Annotated in this window: 21 protein-coding genes and 1 pseudogene; 13 read left to right on the plus strand and 9 right to left on the minus strand. The window is 64.0% G+C overall.

The window, feature by feature from the left end:
- Positions 1-175 precede the first annotated feature (175 nt).
- Positions 176-703, plus strand: a complete 528-nt coding sequence (locus tag H1B27_RS09870; protein ID WP_197965910.1) for a carboxymuconolactone decarboxylase family protein — start codon at positions 176-178, stop codon at positions 701-703.
- A 26-nt stretch (positions 704-729) separates the two neighbouring features.
- Positions 730-1,032, plus strand: coding sequence for a nucleoside triphosphate pyrophosphohydrolase family protein (locus tag H1B27_RS09875; RefSeq protein ID WP_061876794.1), 303 nt, complete (start codon positions 730-732; stop codon positions 1,030-1,032).
- 151 nt (positions 1,033-1,183) lie between these two features.
- Here the strand turns inward: H1B27_RS09875 and glsA are convergent, their stop codons facing one another.
- The 4 genes from glsA to H1B27_RS09895 all read right to left on the minus strand — a co-directional run bounded on the left by glsA (position 1,184) and on the right by H1B27_RS09895 (position 6,916).
- Positions 1,184-3,031: a glutaminase A gene (gene glsA / locus H1B27_RS09880; protein WP_197965911.1), complete on the minus strand. Its 1,848-nt coding sequence runs from the start codon at positions 3,029-3,031 to the stop codon at positions 1,184-1,186.
- A gap of 21 nt (positions 3,032-3,052) precedes the next feature.
- Positions 3,053-5,128 (minus strand): TRAP transporter permease, encoded by a 2,076-nt coding sequence (locus H1B27_RS09885; RefSeq protein WP_197965912.1) that lies wholly within the window; start codon positions 5,126-5,128, stop codon positions 3,053-3,055.
- A 233-nt stretch (positions 5,129-5,361) separates the two neighbouring features.
- Complete coding sequence (locus H1B27_RS09890) at positions 5,362-6,528, minus strand: TAXI family TRAP transporter solute-binding subunit (RefSeq protein WP_197965913.1); 1,167 nt, start codon at positions 6,526-6,528, stop codon at positions 5,362-5,364.
- Positions 6,529-6,694: 166 nt separating this feature from the next.
- Positions 6,695-6,916, minus strand: a complete 222-nt coding sequence (locus tag H1B27_RS09895) for an acyl-CoA carboxylase biotin carboxyl carrier protein subunit (RefSeq protein WP_028181345.1) — start codon at positions 6,914-6,916, stop codon at positions 6,695-6,697.
- A gap of 95 nt (positions 6,917-7,011) precedes the next feature.
- On the opposite strand from H1B27_RS09895, the gene H1B27_RS09900 reads away from it, so the two are divergent.
- From H1B27_RS09900 to H1B27_RS09930, 7 genes are all read left to right on the plus strand, one after another.
- A complete protein-coding gene (locus H1B27_RS09900) occupies positions 7,012-7,986 on the plus strand; it encodes an IclR family transcriptional regulator (protein WP_197965914.1) in 975 nt (324 codons plus the stop codon).
- The gene (locus H1B27_RS09905; protein ID WP_061876789.1) at positions 7,916-9,475 is read left to right on the plus strand and encodes an acyl-CoA carboxylase subunit beta; all 1,560 of its coding nucleotides are present in this window, start codon (positions 7,916-7,918) and stop codon (positions 9,473-9,475) included. The genes H1B27_RS09900 and H1B27_RS09905 overlap by 71 nt, the downstream gene beginning before the upstream one ends.
- Positions 9,476-9,726: 251 nt before the next feature.
- Positions 9,727-11,424, plus strand: coding sequence for a GMC family oxidoreductase (locus tag H1B27_RS09910; protein WP_197965915.1), 1,698 nt, complete (start codon positions 9,727-9,729; stop codon positions 11,422-11,424).
- 250 nt (positions 11,425-11,674) lie between these two features.
- Positions 11,675-12,268 (plus strand): hypothetical protein, encoded by a 594-nt coding sequence (locus H1B27_RS09915; RefSeq protein ID WP_082821892.1) that lies wholly within the window; start codon positions 11,675-11,677, stop codon positions 12,266-12,268.
- Between the two features lie 546 nt (positions 12,269-12,814).
- The gene (locus tag H1B27_RS09920) at positions 12,815-14,224 is read left to right on the plus strand and encodes a TadE/TadG family type IV pilus assembly protein (protein WP_197965916.1); all 1,410 of its coding nucleotides are present in this window, start codon (positions 12,815-12,817) and stop codon (positions 14,222-14,224) included.
- A gap of 10 nt (positions 14,225-14,234) precedes the next feature.
- Positions 14,235-14,795, plus strand: a complete 561-nt coding sequence (locus tag H1B27_RS09925; RefSeq protein WP_197965917.1) for a TadE/TadG family type IV pilus assembly protein — start codon at positions 14,235-14,237, stop codon at positions 14,793-14,795.
- Positions 14,792-15,445: a TadE/TadG family type IV pilus assembly protein gene (locus H1B27_RS09930; protein ID WP_197965972.1), complete on the plus strand. Its 654-nt coding sequence runs from the start codon at positions 14,792-14,794 to the stop codon at positions 15,443-15,445. Before H1B27_RS09925 ends, H1B27_RS09930 begins: the two co-directional genes overlap by 4 nt.
- Before the next feature lie 7 nt (positions 15,446-15,452).
- Here H1B27_RS09930 and H1B27_RS09935 read toward each other — a convergent pair whose 3' ends face one another.
- Positions 15,453-16,922, minus strand: coding sequence for an FAD-binding oxidoreductase (locus tag H1B27_RS09935; RefSeq protein ID WP_197965918.1), 1,470 nt, complete (start codon positions 16,920-16,922; stop codon positions 15,453-15,455).
- A 155-nt stretch (positions 16,923-17,077) separates the two neighbouring features.
- On the opposite strand from H1B27_RS09935, the gene H1B27_RS09940 reads away from it, so the two are divergent.
- Positions 17,078-17,572 carry a hypothetical protein gene (locus tag H1B27_RS09940; protein ID WP_197965919.1) on the plus strand — a complete coding sequence of 165 codons (495 nt, stop codon included), beginning with the start codon at positions 17,078-17,080 and terminating at the stop codon, positions 17,570-17,572.
- A 132-nt stretch (positions 17,573-17,704) separates the two neighbouring features.
- On the opposite strand, the gene H1B27_RS09945 is transcribed toward H1B27_RS09940, so the two are convergent.
- The 3 genes from H1B27_RS09945 to H1B27_RS09955 form a co-directional block, all read right to left on the minus strand.
- Positions 17,705-18,994, minus strand: coding sequence for an MFS transporter (locus H1B27_RS09945; protein WP_061876782.1), 1,290 nt, complete (start codon positions 18,992-18,994; stop codon positions 17,705-17,707).
- A gap of 115 nt (positions 18,995-19,109) precedes the next feature.
- Complete coding sequence (locus H1B27_RS09950; protein WP_197965920.1) at positions 19,110-20,306, minus strand: acetyl-CoA C-acyltransferase; 1,197 nt, start codon at positions 20,304-20,306, stop codon at positions 19,110-19,112.
- Between the two features lie 263 nt (positions 20,307-20,569).
- On the minus strand, positions 20,570-21,340 hold the full coding sequence (locus H1B27_RS09955) for an enoyl-CoA hydratase (protein WP_061876780.1): 771 nt from the start codon (positions 21,338-21,340) through the stop codon (positions 20,570-20,572).
- Between the two features lie 157 nt (positions 21,341-21,497).
- Here H1B27_RS09955 and H1B27_RS09960 point away from each other — a divergent pair.
- Together H1B27_RS09960 and H1B27_RS09965 are read left to right on the plus strand one after the other, a co-directional pair.
- Positions 21,498-22,024: pseudogene (locus tag H1B27_RS09960) on the plus strand (PaaI family thioesterase).
- A gap of 69 nt (positions 22,025-22,093) precedes the next feature.
- On the plus strand, positions 22,094-22,714 hold the full coding sequence (locus H1B27_RS09965; RefSeq protein WP_061876778.1) for a TetR/AcrR family transcriptional regulator: 621 nt from the start codon (positions 22,094-22,096) through the stop codon (positions 22,712-22,714).
- 112 nt (positions 22,715-22,826) lie between these two features.
- Here the strand turns inward: H1B27_RS09965 and H1B27_RS09970 are convergent, their stop codons facing one another.
- Positions 22,827-23,735, minus strand: coding sequence for a LysR family transcriptional regulator (locus H1B27_RS09970; protein WP_061876777.1), 909 nt, complete (start codon positions 23,733-23,735; stop codon positions 22,827-22,829).
- Between the two features lie 101 nt (positions 23,736-23,836).
- On the opposite strand from H1B27_RS09970, the gene H1B27_RS09975 reads away from it, so the two are divergent.
- Positions 23,837-25,333 (plus strand): CoA-acylating methylmalonate-semialdehyde dehydrogenase, encoded by a 1,497-nt coding sequence (locus H1B27_RS09975; RefSeq protein WP_061026429.1) that lies wholly within the window; start codon positions 23,837-23,839, stop codon positions 25,331-25,333.
- Positions 25,334-25,438: the final 105 nt, after the last annotated feature.

Consider the following 25,438-nt stretch of genomic DNA (forward strand, 5'->3'; position numbering starts at 1 on the left):
CGCCGCGATTTGTCCCCACGCGGCGAATATCGACAGTGTCAGGGTCGATCAGCAATGCGGCGGCAATTTGACTCGATGATGTTGCTCCTGCGTCCGCCCGCGAATAGAGTCTTCGGGAACTTTCGCCGGTGGCGACAAGAAGCATCAAAAGCTCAGGGAAAACTTCAGGAAAATCATGGCCCGCATCCCGTACAGCGACCCGTCCAAGGCATCCGACCGCACCCGCGAAATCCTCGACAAGAACCGTCATGCCAACATCTTTCGGATGATGGCGCATTCGCCGAGTTACTTTGAGCAATATTGCCGCCTCGGTGGCGCTATCAGGCACAAGGGCGAGCTCGATCCCATCGTGCGCGAGCTCGCGATCACCCGCACCGGCATCTTGTGCGAGGCGCCGTACGAGATCGTCGCGCACAAGCGCATCGGCAAGAACGTCGGCGTCACCGACGAGCAGAACGAGGCGCTCGAGAACTGGCAGGCGGCGTCCTGCTTCGATGAGGTGGAGCGCGCCGCGCTCGCCTTTACCGACGAGGTCGTGAAGCTGAAGAAGCCGACGGACGCGACGTTCAAGGCGATCGCGTCGAAGCTGACGCCGGCCGCTCTGGTCGAATTGCAGCTCTCGGTCGGCTTCTACATCATGACTTCGAAATTCCTGGAGACCTTCGAGATCGACCTCCAGCCGGTCACGGAAGTGGTGGGCTAATCAGACAGAAGCGGCGAGGGAAGTCGATGACGATCGATGAATATGCGGCTTGGGCCGCTGGCGTTGCCAAAGTCGACGAGCATCCGTCCAACGAGCGGTTGTCCTATCTCGGTCTTGGCCTTGCCGGTGAATCCGGCGAGGTCGCCGACCACATCAAGAAGCTCCTGCGCGACGATTGGCTCGACAAGGCGGGTCTCGTCGAAGAGCTCGGCGATGTCGTCTATTACTGGGCCTGCCTGTGCGCCGCCACCGGCCAGCAGCCATCCGCGCTGCTCGATGCCAGTGCTGCCAAGATCAAGCGACGCATCAGCGAAGCTGCGAGCCGCTGAGCAAACGGCGTCGGCTGAGGCACCGACAGTTTCCACAGCGTCATGGGCCGGGCTTGTCCCGGCCATCCACGCCTTGCCACGCAGCACGGAGAACGTGGATGCCCGGGACAAGCCCGGGCATGACGATCTCATGGGAATGAATGCCTACCGCTCACGTCGACGTCAGAATATCCACCTTCGCGTTGGCGACGATCAGGCGGTCGGCCAGCAGCTGGGCGAGGTTGCGCATGATGCATTCGCTGGCGCGTGGATGCTGCTTGCGGAAGCGTTCGAAATCCTTCAGCGACACTTCGCATGCGGTTGCCGCCATGTCGGCTGACACGTCGGCAGAACGCGTTGCCTCCAGCAGTGCCATCTCGCCGAATGCCATGCCGGCGGTGAGCGTCGCCAGCCGTATGCCGTCTGGCAAGGTGACGTGCACCGCGCCGCTGCGCAGGAAATACAGGGCATCCGCAGGATCGCCGGTCGTGAGAATCTTCGCGCCGGACTGATAGGTCCTGACGGTGCAGAGCGAAGCGAGATCCGTCAGCTCTTCCTCGCTCAGCCCCGCCAGCAGGGGCTGCTCGGCAAGCTCGGTGGTCTCGTGAAAATCGATCGAGCCGCCGTAGCGATAGACGATCTGGTCTTCGGCCCATTCGATCGCGGTATCGAGCAGAAAGAAGTCGCGCACGTTCTTCAACTCGGCGGTCCATTCGCGCAACGTGTTCCATTCCTTGGAGGCGCGCCGGACGCCTGACAAGACCACCGTGACATTCAGCGCAGCCAGTTCCTCGAACGCTTCTGCGACCAGCCGTGCGCCGGCGCGAGTAGTCGAGGTCACGCGGTGCAGATCGAAGATCACGAATTGCGGCCGCGGCCGGCCGGCGAGGCGCCGCGAGACGTAATCGACGGCCGACAGCGACAGCGTGCCGACCAGCTCGATGATCCGCACCTCCTGTTCGTGTGCCGCCAGGATCTCGCGCTCCTGCGGGCGGCGCACGCGGCGCGACGGGCTCTTGCCGATGTCGTAATCGGCGATGACGGCATTGCGCGCGTCGTCGCTGCGGTTGAGCATGTGCAGATCGTAATGTGAGGACAGCGCCTCGCAGACCTTGATGCCGCGCACGCTGTTGCCGTGCTTGTCGAGGCGCGGTGAATAGCTGCCGAGACCGAGACGCGCGGGGAGGGCGGCCAAAATGCCGCCGCCGACGCCGCTCTTGGCAGGAATGCCGATGCGGTAGATCCACTCGCCCGCATAGTCGTACATGCCCGACGACGTCATCACCGAGAGCGTGCGCGAGATCGCGTAAGCGCTGAGCACCTGCTCGCCCGTGACGGGATTGATGCCGCGATTGGCGAGCGTCGCCGCCATCACCGCGATGTCGCGCGCGGTGACCAGCACGGCGCATTGGCGGAAATAGACGTCGAGGACACCGGCGACATTGTCCGAGATGACCGCATTGGTCTTCAGCAGATAGCCGATGGCGCGGTTGCGGTCGCCGGTCTGACTTTCGGAAGCATAGACGGCCTCGTCGAGCGCGAGGTCGCGTCCGGCAAAGCGGCTGAGCGCAGTGCGAATCTGCTCGAAGGCCTCCACGCCCTTGCTGTCGTAGATCAGCCCGGTGCAGGCGATCGCGCCGGCATTGACCATCGGGTTGAACGGATGGTTCTCGGAATTGAGCCGGATCGAGTTGAAGGGATCGCCCGATGGCTCCACGCCGATCGCGCTCTCGACCCTGCCGGCGCCGAGCAGGTCCAGCGCCAGTGCGAACACGAAGGGCTTCGACATCGACTGGATGGTGAAGGGTACCCGGCTGTCGCCCACTTCATAGACATGGCCGTCCAGTGTGGCGAGGCTGATGCCAAAATAGGCAGGGTCGGCCTTGCCGAGTTCAGGAATGTAGTCGGCGACATGGCCCGAGGTCTCGGCGGAGAATTCGCTGAGGCAATTGTCCAGGAACCGCAGCAAAGGCGGTTTCGAGCGGGTCCAGGCGGAGGCGGCGGACAGGTGCGGCTTCATCGCCGCACTTGTGCAACGCAATTAAGGCACGCGCAACCCGTCCGGCATCACAGGCTGGCGTCGGACCAGAAGAAGCGCGATCAAGATCGTCGGCAGCAAGATCGCAAGGCCCAGCAAGGTCACCTGCATCTGTGACAGCGGCATGATCCCGCCGCCGGGGGTCGCCACCACGAAGCCGCCGATCACGAGCAGCACGCGAATGGGCCATTCCAGCGCGCCGGCACCGCGGAGATCGCCGACGAAGGGCTGGTAGCCCTGGATGCCGCCGCAGATGAACAGCGTGCCGAAGGCGGCGAGCCCCATCAGGCCGAGGCCGGCGAGATAGGGGCTCGGCCCTTGCAACACCAGGGCCGGATTGAGCACGAAGAAGAACGGCAGGAAATAGATGATGCTGCCGACCCACATCGATTCCCACCCGGTCTTCATCGCCGGCGAGCCGGCGATGCCCGCGGCCGCGAACGAGGCGATCGCGACCGGCGGCGTGATCGACGACAGCATGCCCCAGTAGAAGATGAACATGTGCACCGCCATGCGGTTGAGCCCGAGCTTCTCCAGCGCGGGCGCGACCAGGATGGCCAGGAAGATGTAGCAGGCCGTCGTCGTCAGCCCGAGCCCGAGAATGAGGCTGGTGAGCGCGCACATGCCGAGCAGCAGGAAGGCGTTGTCGCCGGCGATGTGCAGGAGGTCGTTGGCGAGGCTCGAGACGACGCCGGTCATCGAGAATGCGCCGATCAGCAGGCCGCAGCCGGCGAGGATGCCGACGAGCTCCACGAAGGTGCGTCCGTTCACCTCGAGGAATTTGCCGATCGTCGCCAACGTCCAGCGCGTGTCCTTGGAGAAGAACTGGTTGAGGACCAGCAGCAGCGCGGTGGCGTAGAACGGCGCGTGACTCTCGCGCTTGAAGTAAAGCAGCATCACGATCAAAAGCGCGATGACGAAGACGTAGTACCAGCCGTCCTTGATCGTATCCATGATCCGCGGCAGCTCGGCGCGCGGGATGCCTTTCAGCTTGTGGCGGGCCGCATAGGCGTCGACCTGCATGAACAGGCCGATGTAATAGAGCACCGCCGGAATGATCGCGGCGATTGCGACGTCAGCGTAGCTGACATTGAGGAACTGCGCGATCACGAAGGCGGTGGCGCCCATCACCGGCGGCGCCAGCACCGCGCCGGTCGAGGCGCAGGCCTCGATCGCGGCAGCATAGGAGGCGCGGAAGCCGCTTTTCTTCATGACGGGGATGGTCATGGTGCCGGCGGTCAGCACGTTGGAGATGATCGAGCCCGACATCATGCCGAGCAGGCCGCTGGCAAAGATGCAGACTTTCGCCGCGCCGCCACGGAAGGTGCCGCACAGCGCGAAGGCGAGGTTGATGAAGAATTTTCCGGCCCCGGTCATCATCAGCGCGGTGCCGAATACGAGGAAGCCGATGACGGTGTCGGCAAAGGCCTGGATGGGAATTCCGAGCAGGCTTTCGCCCGACAGCACGTGATAGGCGGTCGCCTGTTCCAGCGTCGATTGAGTGCCGCGGAACGGGCCGAGCCAGCCGGCTTCGGCGAACAGCGGATAGACCGTGAAGGGCAAAACGCTCAGCAGCAGGCTCCAGCCGCCGGTGCGGCGCAGCGCCTCCATTAGCATTCCCCACATCACGAGGCCGGCGGCGATCACGCCCGTCGGCGCGCCGCCGAATTCCCAGCCGGCCTCCGCCGCCTTGCGCACGTTCGACATCAGCATGAGCGCTGCCGCGAAGGTCGCGACAAAAAGGACGAGGTCGTACCAGGGAATGCGATCGAGCGACGCACGCGACGTTCCCGGAAAGATCAGGAAGGTGAAGGGCAGCATCAAGGCGATCAGGAGATAGAAATACTCCGTGTTGAGCTGGGTGTAGCCGATGAAGAAGCGCAGCGAGAATTGCTGATTGATGCAGAGCAGGATCGTCGCCGCGGTCGCGACGACCAGCGCCCAGCGCCAGGCACCGCGAAGTGCGCGCACGCGCGTGACCTCCGCCTCCTGCATGTTGGCGGCGGCGCCATGCGGATCGTCGAACACGACCCGCTTGGTCTCGTCTTGCGGGGCGGTGGTGGTGGAGGAAGACATCATTGATCCCGCGCGTGGGCTACTGTGCAGATCAGGCGAACGACAGTTGTTTGAATCGCTCGCGCCGCGGGCGACGAAACCTCTCCCGCTTGCGGGAGAGGTCGCCGCGAAGCGGCGGGTGAGGGTTCTCTACTCTGGGGGAGTCCCACCGTGGAGACACCCTCTCCCCAACCCTCTCCCGCAAGCGGGAGAGGGGGCGCACCGCGGTCCCGGCAACCGACAATCCCATTGCGCGACTATTCCTCGAACCCGTTCGGCATGTTGGCCTTGGCGAGTGCTGTCGCGCGGGCCTTCATCCAGCCGTCGAGAAACGCCTTGTCCTCCGACGCTGGATTGGACTTGCCGTAATCGGCCCACGCGGCTGCCAGCACCTCCTGCCGCTTGATCAGCTGGTTGTTGTGCGCCTCCTGCGCATCGCTCCATTGCCCGGCTTCCTTCAGCGCCTTCACCGCGCCGGGATGCACCGGCACCACCCAGTTCTTGGTCTGGCGGTCGGCGGCGAGACCGCCGGCGCCGGGCGCGGAGTCCTTGTAAGCGTCGTAGTTCACGATCATCGCCTTGGTCACTGCGTAGACCTGATCGGCCGGTTGCGACGCGTAGGCGACGAAGATCGGATAGGGATAGTTGCCGAGCTCGACCGGCTTTTGCGGCGAGATGCCGGCGCCGCAGGTGGCGGCTTGCGGGAAGAAGAACGAGCCGACCTTCTGCATCCGCGCCCAGCCTTCCTTGTCTTTGGCCGGGAGCGGCGGCCAGATCAACCCGCGCGGCGAAGCCTCGGCCTCCTTGGCGGGACCGGTGATGGTGGTGCCGAAGGCGGCATCGACGTCGTTGTTGATGAGGCCCTTCCACATCGCGCCGTAGCTGGCGAACTCGACGGCCTTGACGTCCTTCTGCGTCAGCCCGGCGAAGGCGAGCACCGCGAGCGAGTTCTGGTTCAGCGCGGGCGAGCCGACGACGAAGCCGACGCGCTTGCCCTTGAGGTCCTTCAGCTCCTTCACGCCGGTGTCGGCGGCGACGCCGAGCGAGGCGCAGTTGCAGTCGACGGTCGAGAGCAGGGTCTGCAGCGGTTGCGGCCCCCATTCCTTCGAGCCGAACTCGAACACACCTTCCTGCGCGAAGTAGGTGCCCGATCCCATCGCCGATGAGGCCGCGCGCTTGGCGCGCAACGGCGCGAGGCGGGCGACATCGTTGCCTGCGGGAAGCACGCGCACATCGGTGCCGTACTTGTCCTTCATCATCTTGCCGACTCCGACCGCGATGTTGAAGCCGGCGGTTCCGGTGTCATAGGCCGTGAAGGTCAATGTCGCCGGCAGCTTGATGTCTTCGGCGAACGAATAGCGTGTAGACGCAAAAGAAATGCCCGCCACCAAGGCAGGCGCGAGCACGAGCAGCCCACGAAGCATGTTTCCCTCCAATGATCCTCGCTTGCTTGCGAGGATTTTCTTTCTTTGTTTGAAACAACGTTTTGTTTGCAACAGATCATGTCACCGCGATCAAGCGATGGCAACGCCGTACCGAGCATTCGGGAATGAGCCTGACAGATTGTCGCGGAAACCGCGAAGAATACAGTCAGTTCGCGACGATCGCGATCGCCTGTCCCTCGGCAACGACGTCGTCGAGCTTCACCAGAAGCGATGTGATTGTGCCGCTCGCGGGCGAGGGCACCGGAATTTCCATCTTCATTGCTTCGACAACTACAACGTCATCGCCATCCGCGACGGTTCCTCCAACTTGCACGGGAGTTGCGCAGACGCGTCCCGCGATCTCCGTGACGATCTTAATTTCTGGCATGCCATCGCCTTTTTGTTGTCGTCGCAAAATGCCTGAGGTAGCGTCGTCTGCAAGTGGAATTTAATTCCGCACAGCGGAACATAACGGTAGGGATCATGGGACGACGTTCGGAGCGGTTGAGTAGGCAAGGTGCGCTCGCTGGCGATGCCGGTGAGGGTGATGTCATCCAGGTGGTCTCGCGCGCGTTCGACGTGTTGCGATGCTTCGAGGGCCACGAGGCGAGGCTCGGCAATCTCGAGATTTCGAACCGCTGCGGTCTGCCGCGCTCGACGGTATCGCGGCTCACGCACACGCTGACCCGCATGGGCCAGCTCGTCTATCTGCCGCGCGATCAGAAATATCGCATCGGCCCGAGCGCGGTGGCGATGAGCGCCTCGATGATGAAGGGTGCACAGCTGCGCAGCATGATCCGGCAGCGACTGCAGGAAGTGGCCGAGCAATTGCCGGGCACCGTCGGCTTCGTCGTCCCCGATCGCTTCCATCTCGTCTATCTCCAGTTCGCGCGCTCGCCCTCTGCACTCGGCTTGCACGAGGGCACCGGCAGCCGCATCGCGATGGCCTCGACCGCAGCAGGCGCGGCCTACACGGCGGCACTATCGCCGGAAGTCGGCGACGCCTTCATCGCTGAGATGGAGCGCGAAGCGCCCGAGGCTGCGAAGATCCTCAAGCCTCGCATCGAGGCCAACAGGCAGTCGTTGCGCGAGCGTGGCTATGTCGTGGCCTGCGGCCTCTGGAGCCCGCACATCAACGGCCTCGCGGTACCGATCTGGTCGCCGCAATACCAGACCTTCGTCGTCATCACGATCGGCCTCTTGGCTGCGATGTATGACGAGCAGCGTCTGCATGCCGAAGTCGCCCCGCTGATGCTGCAGCTTGGCCGCTCGCTCGGCAGCCTGATGGAAGGCGCGGAGGGCGACGCCTTCAGCAACCGTATCTCGCGTAAACCGGTCGCCATGGCCGTGCACAACAATAACAAGCCGATCAATTCGGAGGGAGTGAATGAACTGGAAGCCGGAACTCGACGAGCTCGCCCGGCGCGAAGCCTTCGCGCGGGAGATGGGCGGCGTTGACAAGGTCAAGCGACAGCATGACCAGGGCCGGCTGACTGTTCGGGAGCGTATCGACAAGCTGATCGACAAAGGCAGCTTTCACGAGATCGGTGCCGTCTCCGGCATCGGTGAGTACGATTCCAGCGGCGAGCTGCAGAAACTGACGCCGGCCAACTGCGTGTTCGGCCGCGGGCGCGTCGACGGCCGCACCGTCGTCGTGGTCGGCGACGATTTCACGGTGCGCGGCGGCTCGGCCGATGCATCGATCTCCGCCAAGCCGCTGATGGCGGAGGAGATGGCGCACGATTTCCGTCTGCCCATCGTCCGCATCATCGAGGGCTCCGGCGGCGGTGGCTCGGTCAAGACCATCGAGACCAAGGGGGCGGCGAACCTGCCCGGCGGCATCGGCGGCACGCGCTGGTATCGTTTCACGACGGAAAATCTGTCGCGCGTGCCTGTGGTCGCACTCGGCCTCGGCTCGGTGGCGGGCCTGGGTGCGGCGCGTCTTGCCGCCAGCCACTATTCCATCATGACCCGGAAGTCCGCGATGTTCGTCGCCGGGCCGCCGGTGGTGAAGGCGCTGGGGCAGGACCTGACGAAGGAGGAGCTCGGCGGCGCTGACATTCAGACCCGCGCCGGCGCGGTCGATCACGCCGTCGACACCGAGGAGGAGGCCTTTGCCTGCGCGCGGCGTTTCCTCTCCTATCTGCCGTCATCGGTCTACGAGCTGCCGCCGACATTGCCCTGCACCGACGATCCGGAGCGCGGCGACGAGGCGCTGATGAATGCGGTGCCGCGCAACCGCAAGCAGGTCTACAAGATGCGACCGATCATCGAGTCCGTCGTCGACAGGGGCTCGTTCTTCGAGGTTGCCAGGAATTTCGGCAAGCCGATCATTGTCGGCCTCGCTCGGCTCGAGGGCAGGGCGGTGCTCCTGCTGGCCAGCGACAGCTTTCATTATGGCGGCTCCTGGACCGCGGATGCCTGCCAGAAAGTGGTGCGCTGGGTCGACTTTGCCGAAACCTTCCATCTGCCGGTCGTCTATCTCATGGATTGCCCCGGCTTCATGATCGGTCTCGATGCCGAGAAGGCGGCCACCATCCGCCACGGCGTGCGCGCCATGGCCGCGGTCAACCAGACCACGGTGCCCTGGTGCACCGTGATCCTGCGCAACGCCTTCGGCGTCGCCGGCGTCGTGCATCAACCCGCCGACCGCTTCTCGATCCGCTATGCCTGGCCGTCGGCCTATTGGGGCTCGCTCCCGCTCGAAGGCGGCATCGAAGCCGCCTACCGTGCCGACATCGATGCGGCGGAAGACAAGGCGGGCAAGCTGAAGGAGATCGAGGAGCGCCTCAACAGGCTGCGCTCGCCGTTCCGCTCGGCCGAGAAATTCTGGGTCGAGGAGATCATCGATCCCAGGAAGACGCGGTCGCTGCTGTGCGAGTTCGCCCGGCTGGCGGAGCCCTTGCGCAAGCCGGGGCCGCCGGAGAACTTTTCGATCCGGCCGTAGCATCCTCGTGCCAGGACATGATGCTCGTGCCCCGGACGCAGCGCGCCGCTCCTTCAGCGGTGCGCTGCAGAGCCGGGGACCATCTCAACGCGAACTCGGAGCCTCCTGGGTCCCGGCTCAGCGCCGCAACGCTTGAAGCGTTGCAGCGCGTCCGGGACACGAGGCGCGGCACCGACAGCATCTAAGACACTTCCACGACAAAACAATAACGAGCTAAGCTCCGCCAACAAGAACAACAGGAAACGCCAATCGTGTACGACTTCATCATCGTGGGCGGCGGCTCGGCGGGGTCCGTGCTGGCCCACCGGCTCTCCGCTAGAAGCGCCAACAAGGTCCTGCTGTGCGAGGCCGGGCAGGACACACCACCGGGCAATGAACCGGCCGAGATCAGGGACAGCTATCCCGGCACGGCCTATTTCGATCCCCGCTTTCACTGGACCGAGCTCAAGGTCACGACGCAGGTCGTCAGTCACAACAATCCAAACGAATCGCGTCCCCCCTTACGCAAATACGAACAGGCGCGCGTGCTGGGCGGCGGCTCGTCGATCAACGGGCAGATGGCCAATCGCGGCGCGCCGACCGATTACGATGAATGGGAGGCGCGGGGCGCCGAGGGGTGGTCGTGGGCCGATGTGCTGCCCTTCTTCAAGAAGGTCGAGCGCGATCTCGACTTCGACGGACCGTATCACGGCAAGGACGGCCGGATTCCGGTGCGCCGCATCCCGCAGGAGCATTGGACGCGGCACTCGCAGGCCTTCGCGCAAGCCTTCCAGCAGGCCGGGCATCAATTCGTGCCCGACCAGAATGGCGAGTTCGTCGACGGCTATTTTCCGGTGACGCATTCCAACCAGGCCGAGCAGCGCGTCTCGGCCGCGATGGGCTATCTCGACCGCGACACCCGCAAACGTACCAACCTCACGATCTCCACCAACACGCAAGTCAAAGAGCTGCTGTTCGAAGGCACGCGCTGCGTCGGCGTGAAGGCGACGGTTGACGGACGCGAGCAGGAATTCCGCGGACGCGAGATCATTCTCTCCAGCGGCGCGATCCATTCGCCGGCGCATCTGCTCCGCGCGGGTATCGGACCGGTCGGCCACCTCAAGGACATGGGCATTCCTGTGCTGATGGGCTTGCCGGGCGTCGGCCAGCGCCTGATGGATCATCCCTCGATCTCGCTGTCGTCCTTTGTCCGCCGCGGCGCCCGCATGAACGGGCACACCCGGCGCCACATGCAGCTCGGCCTGCGCTACTCGTCCGGGCTGCCTGATGTGCCGAAGGGTGACATGTTCGTCGTGGTCATCAGCAAATCGGCCTGGCACGCCGTCGGCGCACAGATCGGCTCGCTCCTGACCTTCGTCAACAAGACCTATTCCGAGACCGGACAGGTCAAGCTCGCCTCGCGCGATCCCTCGGCAGAGCCGATCGTCGAGTTCAACCTGCTGTCCGACCGGCGCGACCTCGATCGCCTGATGAGCGGCTTCCGCAAGATGGCGGCGGTGCAGATGAGCGACGTCGTCAGGAAGGTGACGGACAAGCCGTTCCCCGCCGCCTATACCGACCGCGTCCGCAAGATCGGCGTGGTCAACACCAGGAACAGAATCCTCACCACGATCGCCGCAGCCTTGATGGACGGGCCGGCTGCGCTGCGTCACTACATGATCGACAATTTCGTGGTCGAGGGCTTCACCTTCGACCAGGTGATGAACGACGACGAGGCGCTGGAAGCCTTCGTGCGCAAGGCGACGATCGGCGTGTGGCACGCCTCCTGCTCGTGCCGCATGGGCCGGGCCGACGATCCCATGGCGGTGGTCGACAGTCAGGGCCGCGTCAAGGGCATCCAGGGCCTGCGCGTCGTCGACGCCTCGATCTTCCCGGTGGTGCCGTGCGCCAATACCAACTTCCCGGTCCTGATGTCGGCGGAGAAGATCGCGGCCGCGATGATGCAGTGAGCGGCAGCGAGGTCTGCCCTCGCAACGCTCCAAATGCGAATCTGACTTGATTGCATGCCGCAGGCTTGACGCGCTGAGCGGGCATTCGTGCGCCGCGAGTTAATCATCTCGGTCGCTACGTGTAGGCTATGACGATTGCCGGCCGTGTCGCGTAATGCAGTCGGTTTTCAGCCGGCCTTTAGTCCCATTTCAGCCAAACTGTATTTGTTTCTCATGATCCGGGGCAGGGTTTCTCATTTGGAGTCCTGCAATGTTCAAGCAAGTATTTTCTGCGTGCCTCTTCATTGTCCTTGGTTCTGTCGCATCGGAAGCACGGCCTTATCGCTTTCATCAAGCTCCTGAATGCAATGTCACCATGCCCTGCGACTTCTCGTATTCGCAGACGCGACGCGAGCGGACTTCGCGATCCTTGTCAGCTTCCAGATCTTCACCGGTTTCCAGGTCCTCGCTGCAAGCCTACCGCTCGACGCAACTGACGGTAACTGATGCGGGGGGCACCGCCACGTCGGCGACCGTCTCCGGTGTCTCCAGCGCTCGCATTGTCGGTGGCCGTCCGGCCGGTTGTCCTTCGTCCTTCTGCGGCTGTGGCGCTGCGCTGCGCGTGTTTGGCCGGATTGTGCCGGAATTGAATCTTGCGGCCAACTGGCTGCGCTTTCCGCGGACATCACCCGCACCAGGAATGGTTGCTGCACGACGAGGACACGTTTTCGTCCTGGAGCAGCACCTCGGGGGCGACGTCTGGATGGCCTATGACGCCAACTCGGGCGGGCGCGCGACGCGAATCCACGCACGTTCATTGCGGGGGTATACGATCGTCAATCCCCGTGGCGGTTCGGTGGCTTGAGGACAGCTAACGCCACGCTCGACAAGACCACGGACGGGTCGCAACATCTTTGCGACCCTCCCACGCTGGACCAATTGTTGGCGCCGGGCCGAGCACCCTTGCCGGGATTCATGATGTTCTCTCGGATCGAGCGCCCGCTTGATGGTGCGCATTCTTGGCCCGGAAAGCCCGGCAATCAGGGCGTTTTTTGCAGTTCATGGGGGCGTTTTCGGGGGTCTTGTTTGAGCCGCCGTCCGCGCCAGGCGCGCCTGACGCGCTCTTCGTCTGCCGGTGCACGTCGTGTACCCGCCGGCACCTTGCGCATGATTCCGTTAACCGTCGATCTCTGCGATCGCGTTTAAGCGACGTTAATGATGCTTTCTCAATACGATATATCGCACTTTGTTGCGGTCCATGTTTGTCGATCGCCCGTAAGTCTTGATTAAGAAGGCCAAAAGCATATTGCAGCCTGCGATGTGGGGGTGATCGCAGCAATGCTGCGGCCTCTCCCATCACGAGATTTCAGGGAAGTTTTTTGCCGTAACGACGGCAATCAGGATGTAGGTCATGCTCCGCCGCGCAGTGCTCCGTTTCGGGAGTGATCGGAAGGCCAACGTCGCCATCATCTTCGCGCTCACGATGGTTCCGATCATCTTTCTTTTGGGCATGACGCTCGACTACACACTGGCCTTGCGCAAGCGCGAGCAGTTGAACGCCGCCGCCGACGCCGCCGCGATCGCAGCCGTGCGGCCGGCGATGCTGGTGCAGAGTGACACGGCCGTGGTCAAGGCGACCGCGGAAGCCGTTTTCGCGGCGAAGGCGAATCTTCCCGGCCTGTCTTCGGTCCCGACGCCGACGGTCACCGTCACTGATACCGGTCTCGCGCGAACCATCACGGTGTCCTACACCGCGCAGTCCATCAACAATTTCCCCGGTGTTCTCGGCAAGCAGACCTGGCAGGTCAATGGATCCGCCACGGCGCGGGCGTCCAGCGCGCCCAACATGAATTTCTATCTGCTGATGGATGACTCGCCGTCCATGGGGATCGGCGCGACCGCGAAAGACATTAGCGATCTCATCAAGTTCACCGCCCCCGCGTATCAGTCGGCAACGGCGTCACAGAATTGCGGCTTCGCTTGTCATCAGACCGACATCGCCCACGACGGCGGGAAATACGATAACCTCGCGATCGCGCGAAACAATAATATCACTTTGCGGATTGATCTGGTGACAAATGCCGTCAATCAGCTGCTCAATTCATGGTCGAACTGCCCGCAGTCCGGCATCTCGGGGGGCGTCATGCAGTGCATGGCGGCGCTGAACAACACCACCTACAAGGCGGCGCTCTACACGTTCGACTTGAGTTTGAACACACTGGCCACGCTGACCACCCCGACCCTCGCCGGAACCAAGGTTTCCAGCATCTCGCTGATGCCGGTCGCCTACCAGAACTGCGTTGTTGTGAAGACCAACTGTAAGACCGACAATGGCACGAACATCGCAGGCGCGCTCAAGAGCCTCAACGACATCATGCCCACGCCCGGGCTTGGGAGCAACGCGGCGGGAGATACGCCGCAGCAAGTGGTATTCCTCGTCACCGACGGCGTTGAAGACAAGATTTCCACGACCTGCCCCAACGCGAGCTTCGCCTCCAACAATCGATGCCAGCAGCCGCTCGACACGACGATGTGCACGACCATCAAGAACCGCGGCATCAAGATCGCCGTCCTCTACACGGAGTATCTACAACTCATCGCCGATCCCAATACCGGCATCCAGAAAACCGATAAATGGTACATGGACTGGATCCACAAGTATAACCAGCCTGAATCCTCAACCGGCAAGATCGCGCAAAACCTCCAGGCGTGCGCCTCGCCTGGTTTCTATAAAAGTGTTCAGAGCGGCAAGAACATTTCCGATGCGCTGACCGACCTGTTCATCAAGGTCGCGTCCAGCACAGCCAGTCTCGTGCAGTAGAGAAAGCGCCATGACGGGGCCGGGAGATGCAACAACCATGAGACGCCGCAATCGCTGTGCCGCCTTCGCGCGGGACAAGAGGGGCGCGACGGCCGTCGAATTCGCGCTGGTCGCTGCGCCGTTCCTCGCCCTCATCATCGCGCTGATCCAGACGTTCCTCGTTTTCTTCGCCCAGCAGACGCTCGAAACCATCGTGCGCCAGTCGGCGCGCCTCGTCATGACCGGACAGGTTCAATCCGCACAGATGACGCAGGCGACTTTCAAGCAGAAGGTCTGCGAGCAGATCGTGATCCTGTTCAATTGCAGCGGTATCATGATCGATATGCAGGTGGCGACCTCGTGGACGTCGGCGAACACGGGAATGCCGACCCTGACCTTCGACGGATCGGGCAAGGTCACCAATTCCTGGCAGTACGATCCCGGCGATGCCGGCGATATCGTCGTGCTCCGCGTCATGTATGTCTGGCCGGTCGTGCTCGGGCCGCTCGGCTTCAACCTCTCGAACCTCAGCAACGGCAACCGGCTGATCATGTCGTCCGCCGCGTTCCAGAACGAGCCAGGAGCCCCCTGATGATCTCCCTGTCATCTCGCGCCCGGCACCTGCTGGCCGATGACCGCGCTGTCGCCGCGACGGAGTTCGCCATGGTGGTGCCGTTCATGCTGGTGCTCTATGTCGGCGGCGTCGAGCTCGCTACCGGCCTTTCGATGAACGTCAAGGTCAGCGCGACCGCACACAGTGTCGCCGACATGGTCACGCAGAACACGGCCGTCACCTCGTCTCAGATGGACGGCATTCTCGCGGCTGCGAGCGCCATCATGGCTCCCTATCCGACCAAGAGCGGCAGCACGTCCTTGATGACGATCACCGTCTCGGGCGTGTCGACCGACAGCAACGGCAATGCGACGGTGCAATGGAGCACGTCGACCAGCTCGACGGGCGCGAGAAAGCAGGGTGACCCGATGACCTTGTCGAAGTTCACGGGGCCGAGCGGCACCACCAATGCCAACATCTCGCTCGTCCTGAGCGAGGTGACCTATGACTATGCGCCCAACCTCGGCTTCACCATCGCCGGCACCGTGAAGCTGTCCGACAACTACTATCTGTTCCCGCGCTGCTCGACCAACAGCCCGGCCACATCGAGCTTCCCCTACTACGACGTGAAGTATCCGGCGACCAAGACCTGCACCTGCGTCGAGCATTTGCAGAAGAAGACCTGTTGAGCGACAGTCAAAGCCGCAGCACCTTGCCGGGGTTCATGATGTTCTGCGGATCGAGCGCGCGCTTGATAGTGCGCATGATGTCGAGCTCGGTCTTCGACCGGTAGTGACTGAGCTCGTCGAGCTTGTCGATGCCGATGCCGTGCTCCGCCGAGATCGATCCGCCCATCGAAGTGATGAGGTCGTTCACGGCCCGCGTGATGGCGCCCTTGTATTGGGTCAGTGTCTGCTGATCCATGCCGGCCGGCCCCATGAACGAGAAATGCAGATTGCCGTCGCCGATGTGTCCCAGGGGGTAGGGGCGGATGGTCGGGAGGATGTCGATCACGGCCTTGGTCCCCTTGTCGATGAAGTCCGGTATCCTGGAGATCGCCACCGACACGTCGTAGCTCAGCCCTGGACCCTCGGCCCGGGAGGCCTCGGCCACACCCTCCCGGATCCGCCACATGTTGCGCGACTGGCCGACCGTGTGAGCGATCGCGGCATCGAGCACGCGGCCGGCCTCGAACTGGTCGGCAAGGAACTGCTCCAGCTTCTCGGACATGCCCTCGGTCCCATCCCGGCGTGGGCGCGCAGACGACCATTCGAGCAGGAGATACCATGGCGTGTCCGCCTTGAGCGGATCCTGGGTGCCGGGAATGTGGCGCAGCACCATATCGATGGCGGCGCGGCTCATCAGCTCGCAGGAGCCGACATTGTCCTCGGAGGCGCTATGGGCTTCGGACAGGATCTCCAGCGCCGCGCGTGGATCCCGGATCGCCAGCCACGCGGTGCTGACGTCCTTCGGCGCCGGCCACAGCTTGAGCACGGCCTTGGTGATGATGCCCAGCGTGCCTTCGGCGCCCATGAACAGGTGCTTGAGGTCGTAACCCGTATTGTCCTTCTTGAGCGCACGCAATCCATCCCAGACGTCGCCGTTGGGCAGGACGACTTCGAGCCCCAGCACGAGATTGCGGGCGTTGCCGTAGCGCAGCACCTGCACGCCGCCGGCGTTGGTTGAGAGATTGCCGCCGATCATGCACGAGCCCTGGGCGCCGAGGCTGAGCGGCAGGAACCTGTCGTGCTTGCTGGCGGTCTCCTGCAGCGTCTGCAGCACGCAGCCCGCCTCGACCGTCATCGAATAGCCGACGGGATCGACATCCAGCACGCGATTCATGCGGCCGAGCGACAGCACAATGCCGGTGTGTGCCGGCCAGGGCGTGGCCCCACCCATCAGGCCGGTGTTGCCGCCCTGCGGCACGATCGCGATGCCGTGCGCGTGGCAAAGCCGGACCACTTTCGACACTTCCTCGGTGCTGCCGGGACGAACGACGGCGCCGGCCCCGCCGACCAGCAACCCACGCCAATCCGTCACGAACGGCTGCTTGCCATGCTCGTCCTCGATAAATCCCTTCTCGCCGACGATCGCGCGCAACGCATCGCGCATCTCGGCGGTCACAGGAGTGGTCGGGATGATGGGTGCGGACGACGGAGCCGGCATTTTGTTTCCCCTGGGGTACATCTTGGCGTGTACTCGATGTGCCGATCCCGGCAACGTTCAGACAATCTTTGCAACATTTCTAAACAGCTTCGTCAACATCCCGTGGCTGTTGGGGCGTAGGACGCGCCCAGACTTTACAAATCGGGATCGGCAGAATGATATTGAGGTTTCCGGCGGCGCGCTTGGGCATCGGCGCGGCCTGCCTCGTGCTTATCGGCATCAGCCCGTTGTGCGCAGAGCCGGTGTTCGACAGCCTGGCCGGCGCATGGTCGGGCATCGGTACGATGAAGCCGTCGGATGGTCCGCGTGAGAAGGTCCGCTGCAAAGTGGCATACAACGTCACCAGGCCGGGACGGTCGTTGACACTCGATCTGCGCTGCGCAAGCGATGCGTACAAGATGGTCCTGTCCGCGAACATCGAGCAGAGCGGGACGGAGCTTTCCGGCAACTGGTTCGAAAGCGAATATCGACAGGGCGGCAAGGTCTACGGCACGAACAAGGACGGCCTGATCGAGGCGCGAATCGAGGGAAACACGGTGGCCGCGCTGGTGACGATCCAGACCAAGAGCAATCATCAATCCTTCCTGATGGAGGCGCCGGGGTCCTGGGTGTCGGAGGTCGCGATCGAATTGAACAAGGATTCGAAGTGACGCCGATCCTCGTGCCGTCACTTCCATGCACGGCCATCGCTCTCCGCCTCGGCGCGCCCGGTGCTCAAGGGGTAGCCGGCTCGAGCGGATTGGTGACGCCGCCGTACTCGGCGTCACCAGCACGATCGGATACTACGCCATCGCGGGCTGCGGCTTGGGCTGCCGCGACAGCGCCAGCACGATCAGCGCGGCGAACACGCAGAGCGCGCCGGCAATGAAGAACGCAGGCAGGTAGCTTTCATAGACCGTGCGCGACAGGCCGGCGCCGAAGGCGGCGGCGCCGGCGCCGAGCTGATGGCCGGCAAAGATCCAGCCGAACACCAGATTGGCGCGCTCCGGTCCGAATTTCTGCGCGGTGATCCGCACGGTCGGCGGCACTGTGGCGATCCAGTCGAGACCATAGAACATTGCGAAGACGGAGAGGCCGTAGAACGAGAAGTCGCTGAAGGGCAGGAAGATCAGCGAGAGCCCGCGCAGGCCGTAATACCAGAACAGGAGCCAGCGATTGTCGTAGCGGTCCGACAGCCAGCCCGACATGATAGTGCCGAAGAAGTCGAAGATGCCCATCGCAGCCAAGAGGCTCGCCGCCTGAACCTGCGGGATGCCGAAATCGAGGCACATCGGGATCAGGTGCACCTGGACGAGGCCGTTGGTCGAAGCGCCGCAGACGAAGAAGGTTGCGAACAGGATCCAGAAGGCCGTCGATTTCGAGGCATCGCGCAACGTGCCGAGCGCAACGCCGGTGATCGTGCCGTGGCTGACCGGCGGGGCGGGCAAGGGCTCGGTACCTTCATCGCCGAACGGGCGCAGGCCGACGTCGCTCGGCCGGTCGCGCATCACCAGCAGCACGGCGACCGCGGACACGCCGAGCGCGATGCAGACGAAGCCGAGTGCGAGCCGCCAGCCGTAATGGTCGGTGAGGCTCGCTAGCAGCGGCAGGAACACGAGCTGGCCGGTGGCGACGCTCGCGGTCATGATGCCGACGACGAGGCCGCGTCTTGCTGCGAACCAGCGCGTGGCAATCGTCGCGCCGAGTACCAGGGCGGTCATGCCCGTGCCGATCCCGATCACCACGCCCCACAGCGCGATGAGCTGCCAGACCTCGGTCATGCCCAGCGAGAGCACGAGCGCCGAGACCACGATCAACTGCGCGAGCAGCGTCACGTTGCGCAGGCCGTAGCGGTTGAGCAGGGCCGCCGCAAACGGCGCCATCAGCCCGAACAGGATGAAGCGGATCGACAGTGCGGAGGAGATCTCCGCCGTGCTCCAGCCGAACTCCTTCTGCAGCGGCACGATGAACACGCCGGGCGCGCCGACCGTGCCGGCGCTGATCAGCGCGGCGAGGAAGGTCACGCCGACCATCACCCAGCCATAGTGAATGTTGCGGCGGGAAAGCGCTGCCGCGAGCCAGTTCGAGATCATTGGGCCTCAATCTTGGTTTGCGAGCTCCGGGAGACCCGCATCATCGTTACATTCTGGCACAGGCGAGGGAAGTCTGAAATGACAGACTTCCCTTGATTTCGGCCATTGCAGACGGCTAGTGCGCCGGCCGCTCCACTGCGATGGCTGTGGCTTCGCCACCGCCGATGCAGAGCGCGGCGATGCCGCGCCTGAGGTTCTGCGCCTCGAGCGCATGCAGCAGCGTCACGATCAGCCGCGCGCCGGTGGCGCCGATCGGATGACCCAGCGCGCAGGCGCCGCCGTTGATGTTGAGCTTGTCGCGGGGAATGCCGAGATCGCGCTGCGCCGCCATCGCGACCACGGCGAACGCCTCGTTGATCTCGAACAGGTCGACATCGGAGGCAGCCCAGCCGACCTTGTCGAGCAGCTTGCGGATCGCCGGAATCGGCGCCGTGGTGAACCATTGCGGCTCCTGGCTGTGGGTGGCGTGGCCCTTGATCTCGGCGAGAACAGGAAGGCCGCCCCGGTCGGCCAGCGAGCGCTTCGTCAGAACCAGCGCGGCGGCGCCGTCGGCATTGGCGGAGGAAGCCGCCGGCGTGATGGTGCCGTTGGCGCGGAACGCCGGCTTCAGGCCCGGGATCTTCGCGGGGTCGACTTTCAGCGGGTGTTCGTCATTGGCGATGATCCGCGGACCTGCTTTCTCCGTCAGCGTGATCGGCGCGATCTCGGCCTTGAACGCGCCGCCCTCGACCGCCTTGCGGGCGCGGCTGAGCGTCTCCATGGCATAGGCATCCTGGTCCTTGCGGGTGAACTGATAGGTTTCCGCCGTGGCCTCGCCGAAATCGCCCATGGAACGGCCGGTCTCATAGGCGTCCTCGAGCCCATCCATCATCATGTGGTCGATGACGCGGTCGTGGCCGACGCGATAGCCGCCGCGGGCCTTCGCGAGCAGGTAGGGCGCATTGCTCATGCTCTCCATGCCGCCGGACACCACGATCTCGGCCGAGCCGGCGCGGATGATGTCGTGCGCCAGCATGGTCGCCTTCATGCCGGAGCCGCAGACCTTGTTCACCGTGGTGGCGCCGGTGGCATCGGGCAGACCCGCGCCACGCGCCGCCTGGCGCGCCGGCGCCTGGCCTTGTCCGGCCGGCAGCACGCAGCCCATGAAGACCTCGTCGACCTTCTCGGGGGTGAGCTTGCCGCGTTCCAGGGCCGCCCCGATCACGTGCGATCCGAGCTTGTGGGCGGCCAGCGGCGACAATTCGCCCATGAAGCGGCCGAGCGGGGTGCGGGCGGCGGAGACGATGACGACGGGATCGGCGGCTTCGGCCATGACGGAACTCCCTGCAATGACGGGTAGGATTATGGTCATCATATGATGCGACGCAAAAAATGCAACCGCGGCAGGGATGAGAAAATGTCGTGGCTCAGATGAGATTTGGTCGTTCGAGTGGAGGAGGTGCTGCCCACAGCACGCTGTCATCACCCGCGAAGGCGAGTGATCCCAGTATTCCAGAGGCTGTGCGGCTAGAACCGAGAAGCCGCGGCGTACTGGATGCCCCGCCTTCGCGGGGCATGACACCGTCTTTGGTGCGCCTACCGCTTCCGGTTCACAAATGCCTGCATGAGCCGCGTCGGCTCGTCTGTCAGGAACGACTCGCCGAACACCTTGACGCTCAGGTTCACCGACTCCGTCAGCGGCAGTTCTTCCCATTGCCGCAACAGTGCCTTCTGCGATCGCAGCGCCTCGGGGCCGCATTCGAGCAGTGCCTTCACGGTGTGCTCGATCACGGCATCGAGCTCGCCTTCCGGCGCGACCTTGTCGATCAGTCCCCAGGCCAGCGCGGTCGGAGCATCGATGTTCTCCGCCGTCATCACCAGCCAGCGCGCGCGGGCCCAGCCGATCAGGCGCGGCAAGAGAGCGGCATGGATCACCGAGGGGATACCGACGCGCACCTCCGGCATGCCGAAATGCGCATCATGCGCGGCAACGCGGAAGTCGCAGGCCGCCGCCACTTCGAGCCCGCCGCCGAGGCACCAGCCGGGCATCCGTGCGATCACCGGGGCGGGGAATTGGCGCACCGCCTCGCAGAGATCGCGCAGGCGGCTGATGAAGGCTTCGGCGGATTTTGGGTCGAGCTTGGCCATCTCCTTGATGTCTGCGCCGCCGATCATGCTCTTCTCGCTCTGGCCGCGCAGCACCACGACCCGAATGCTGCGGTCGGAGGCGAGCTGCTGGAGGCCTTCGCGCACGGCCTCGGTGACGGGCGAACCGAGAATGTTGAGCGGGCCGGCGTGGCAGATCGCGACATGAACGACGCCGCGCGCGTCGCGCGTCACGCCGCAGTGGTTGTTGAGCATTTCCATCGGGGCATCTCGAAGGTTTCGTGGACGCGTGCGAGGCGCACTGGTCGGGATCACTTCCGGGCCGAAACGGCCGGCTTGTCAAGCGGGGCCCATGAGACCGAGTTGCCAGCGCGAAGTCCGTGGCATAGTATGACACATATCATTTAATGAGGTGGCCATGACCGACATCGATCAAATCGCCCTGTTTTCGCCGGCGCAACGGCGGGAGCGCGTGGTGGACTGGCAGGTGCCGGCGCCGTCGCGAAAGCGGCGATGGGCCTGTCCGGCATGGACGCCATGCTCGGCATTCGCGACGGCCGGCTGCCGCCGCCGCCTTTTGCGAAGCTGATCGGGTTCATCATGGCCGTTGTCGAGCCGGGCCGGATCGTCATGGAACTGGAGCCGCGCGAAGATCTCGAAAATACCATCGGCCTCCTGCACGGCGCGACCGCAGCGGCGCTGCTCGATACGGCCATGGGATGTGCGATTTCGACCCGGCTCGAGGCCGGGCAAAGCTCGGTGACCCTCGATCTGAAGCTGACCTATCTGCGCCCGCTGTCGGTTCGTTCCGGGTTGATCTCCGCCGAAGGCAAGGTGATCAAGCTGGGACGCCAGACCAGCTACACCGAGGGCTTGGTCCGCGACGGAAAGGGGGCCCTGGCGGTCCATGCAACTGCAACCTTTTCCATGATCGGCGTAACTTAACGTGAATTAATGCACCGATCGCGGCATTTGCGTGCTATGAGATGACTCTCGACATCCAATGAGATCCGCATGCGCTATTCCCCGGAACACAAGCAGGAAACCCACGACCGCATCGTGAAGAAGGCCTCCGTGCGGCTGCGCGAGAAGGGTGCCCATGGTATCGGCGTCGCCGATCTCATGAAGGAGGCGGGCCTGACTCATGGCGGCTTCTACGCGCATTTCGATTCCCGCGAGGCCCTGGTGATCGAGGCCTTTGGCTATGCCATGGACCGCTCGATGGAGCACTGGCGCAAGCTCACCGGCGAGGCCGCTCCTGAAAAGCGCCTGGCGCTGGTCGCGGAGAGCTATCTGTCCACGCTGCATCGCGACAATCCCGGCCATGGCTGCTCGATCCCCGCGCTTGGCGCCGAGATCGCCCGCGAGAGCCCGAAGACACGCAAGGCCTTTGCCGGCAAGCTCGACCAGATGATCGAGATGATGACCGACTATATCCCGAACATGCCACGCAAGGCCGCGCGCAAGCAGGCGATCGCGACGCTGGCGACGATGGCCGGCACCATGCTGCTGGCGCGCATCGCCGGATCGAACGAATTGTCGGACGAGGTGCTGAAGGCAGGCCGGGATAGCGCGCTCGATGGCGTGAAGCGCCAGCCGAAGGTGCCTGCGGCGAAGAAGGTGAAGCAGAGTTAGGCCGACCTCGGCAGCCGTAGGGTAGGCAAAGGCGTTCTTGCGCCGTGCCACCATCTGTCCACTCGCGCGACTGATATGGTGGGCACGCTTCGCTCACCCTGCGGAAACGGCGCTACCGTCCCGCAAACAACGACCGCTCGCGCTCGACGATCTCGCTGATGTAGTCCGCCACCGCCCTGATCCGCGCGAGGTCCTTGCTGTCGGCGTGCATCAGCATCCAGAATGTCCGCATGATCGATATGTCGTCCGGCAGCACTGCGACGAGCTGCGGATGATCGCTCGCCATGAAATGCGGCAGCACCGCAATGCCGAAGCCCGAGAGCGTAGCATTGAGCTGGGCGATCAGATTGGCGCTGCGAAAACGCGCGGAAATCCGCGGCGACACCTGGGGCAGATAGTCGAGCTCCGGCGTGAACAGCAACTCCTCGATGTAGCCGACGAAGCGGTGCTGCGGCAGGTCTTGCCGTGACGAGATCCTGGGAAAGCGGTCGAGATAGGCTGGCGAGGCATAGAGCCCTAGGCGGTAGTCGAGCAGCTTGCGGCCGACGATGCGGCCTTCCTTCGGCATGGTCAGGCTGATGGCGATATCAGCCTCGCGCTTGGAGAGACTGAACAGCCGCGCGGTTGCCACAAGTTGCAGATCGAGATCGGGGTAGCGGTCAGCAAAGGGCGCGAGTCGCGGCGCCAGGAAGGCGGTACCGAACCCGTCGGGTGCCCCGATCCGCACGGTGCCGGTCAGCCGTGCCACCGAGCCGCCGACCTGCTCCTGGTTGGCGACGATGGTCGATTCCATCGCTTCCGCACTGTCGGCGACGCGCTGGCCTGCCTCGGTGAGGAGATAGCCGGTCTTGCGCCGGTCGAACAGCTTGGCGGAAAGGTGCTTTTCCAGCCGATCGACGCGGCGGATCACCGTGGCATGGTCGACGCCGAGCTGTTTTGCCGCAGCCGAGACCGAGCCGCCCCGCACGATGGCCAGCACGAAGCGAAAGTCGTCCCAGTCGATAGCGCCTTGATCCAGCATTTTCGCACATCTATGGTGCATTATCTCAGACTTGAATCCTATAAAATGCAGGTCGATAGGATTTGTCAAAGCGACCACGCTCGGCCTAAGGAGATCATCCCATGCGTTCAATCGGACATTTCATCGGTGGCAAGGAGGTCAAGGGCACCTCGGGCCGCACTGCCGACGTTTTCGAGCCGATGACCGGTGACGTCCAGGCCAAGGTCGCGCTGGCCTCCAAGGCCGAAGTCCGCGCCGCCGTCGAGAACGCGCGCGCAGCACAGCCCGAATGGGCCGCAACCAATCCACAGCGCCGCGCCCGCGTGATGATGAAATTCGTGGAGCTGGTCCAGCGCGATTACGACAAGCTTGCCGAATTGCTCGCGCGTGAGCACGGCAAGACCGTGCCCGACGCCAAGGGCGACATCCAGCGCGGCCTCGAGGTCGCGGAATTCGCTTGCGGCATTCCGCATCTGATGAAGGGCGAGTACACGGAAGGGGCGGGCCCCGGCATCGACATCTATTCGATGCGCCAGCCGCTCGGCGTCGTCGCGGGCATCACGCCGTTCAATTTCCCGGCGATGATCCCGATGTGGAAGTTCGCCCCGGCGATCGCCTGCGGCAACGCCTTCATCCTCAAGCCGTCGGAGCGCGACCCCGGCGTGCCGATGCTGCTCGCCGAGCTCATGATGGAAGCGGGCCTGCCGGCCGGCATCCTCAACGTCGTCAACGGGGACAAGGAGGCGGTCGACGCCATCCTCGACGATCCCGACATCAAGGCCATCGGCTTCGTCGGCTCGACTCCGATCGCGCAGTACATCTACGAGCGCGCCGCGCAGACCGGCAAGCGTTGCCAGTGCTTCGGCGGCGCCAAGAACCACGCCATCATCATGCCCGACGCCGACATGGACCAGGCTGTCGACGCGCTGATCGGCGCAGGCTACGGCTCGGCCGGCGAACGCTGCATGGCGGTCTCGGTCGCGGTGCCCGTCGGCAAGTCGACCGCCGACCGCCTGATGGAGAAGCTGATCCCGCGCGTCGAGTCGCTCAAGATCGGCACCTCGATCGATCCGTCGGCCGATTACGGTCCGCTGGTCACGCGCGAGGCGGTCGAAAAGGTCAAAGGCTACATCGACATCGGCATCAAGGAAGGCGCGACGCTCGCCGTGGACGGCCGCGGCTTCAAGATGCAGGGCTATGAGAACGGCTTCTATCTCGGCGGTTCGCTGTTCGACAACGTCACCAAGGACATGCGGATCTACAAGGAAGAGATCTTCGGCCCCGTGCTCTCGGTGGTGCGCGCGCACGATTACAAGGAAGCGCTGGCGCTGCCGTCGGATCATGACTACGGCAACGGCGTTGCCATCTTCACCCGCGACGGCGACGCCGCGCGCGACTTCGCAGCCAAGGTCAACGTCGGTATGGTCGGCATCAACGTGCCGATCCCGGTTCCGATCGCCTATTACACCTTCGGCGGCTGGAAGAAGTCGGGCTTCGGCGATCTCAACCAGCACGGCCCGGACTCGATCCGCTTCTACACCAAGACCAAGACGGTGACCTCGCGTTGGCCGTCCGGCGTCAAGGAAGGCGCGGAGTTCTCGATCCCGCTGATGAAGTAAGGCTGTAGCCCAGCCCGTCATTGCGAGGAGCGTAGCGACGAAGCAATCCAGAGTCTTTCCGCGGAGGCAGCCTGGATTGCTTCGCGGAGCCTGTCATCGGGCCGC

The organism is Bradyrhizobium diversitatis (assembly GCF_016031635.1).
In the GTDB taxonomy this organism is placed as follows: Bacteria; Pseudomonadota; Alphaproteobacteria; order Rhizobiales; family Xanthobacteraceae; genus Bradyrhizobium; species Bradyrhizobium diversitatis.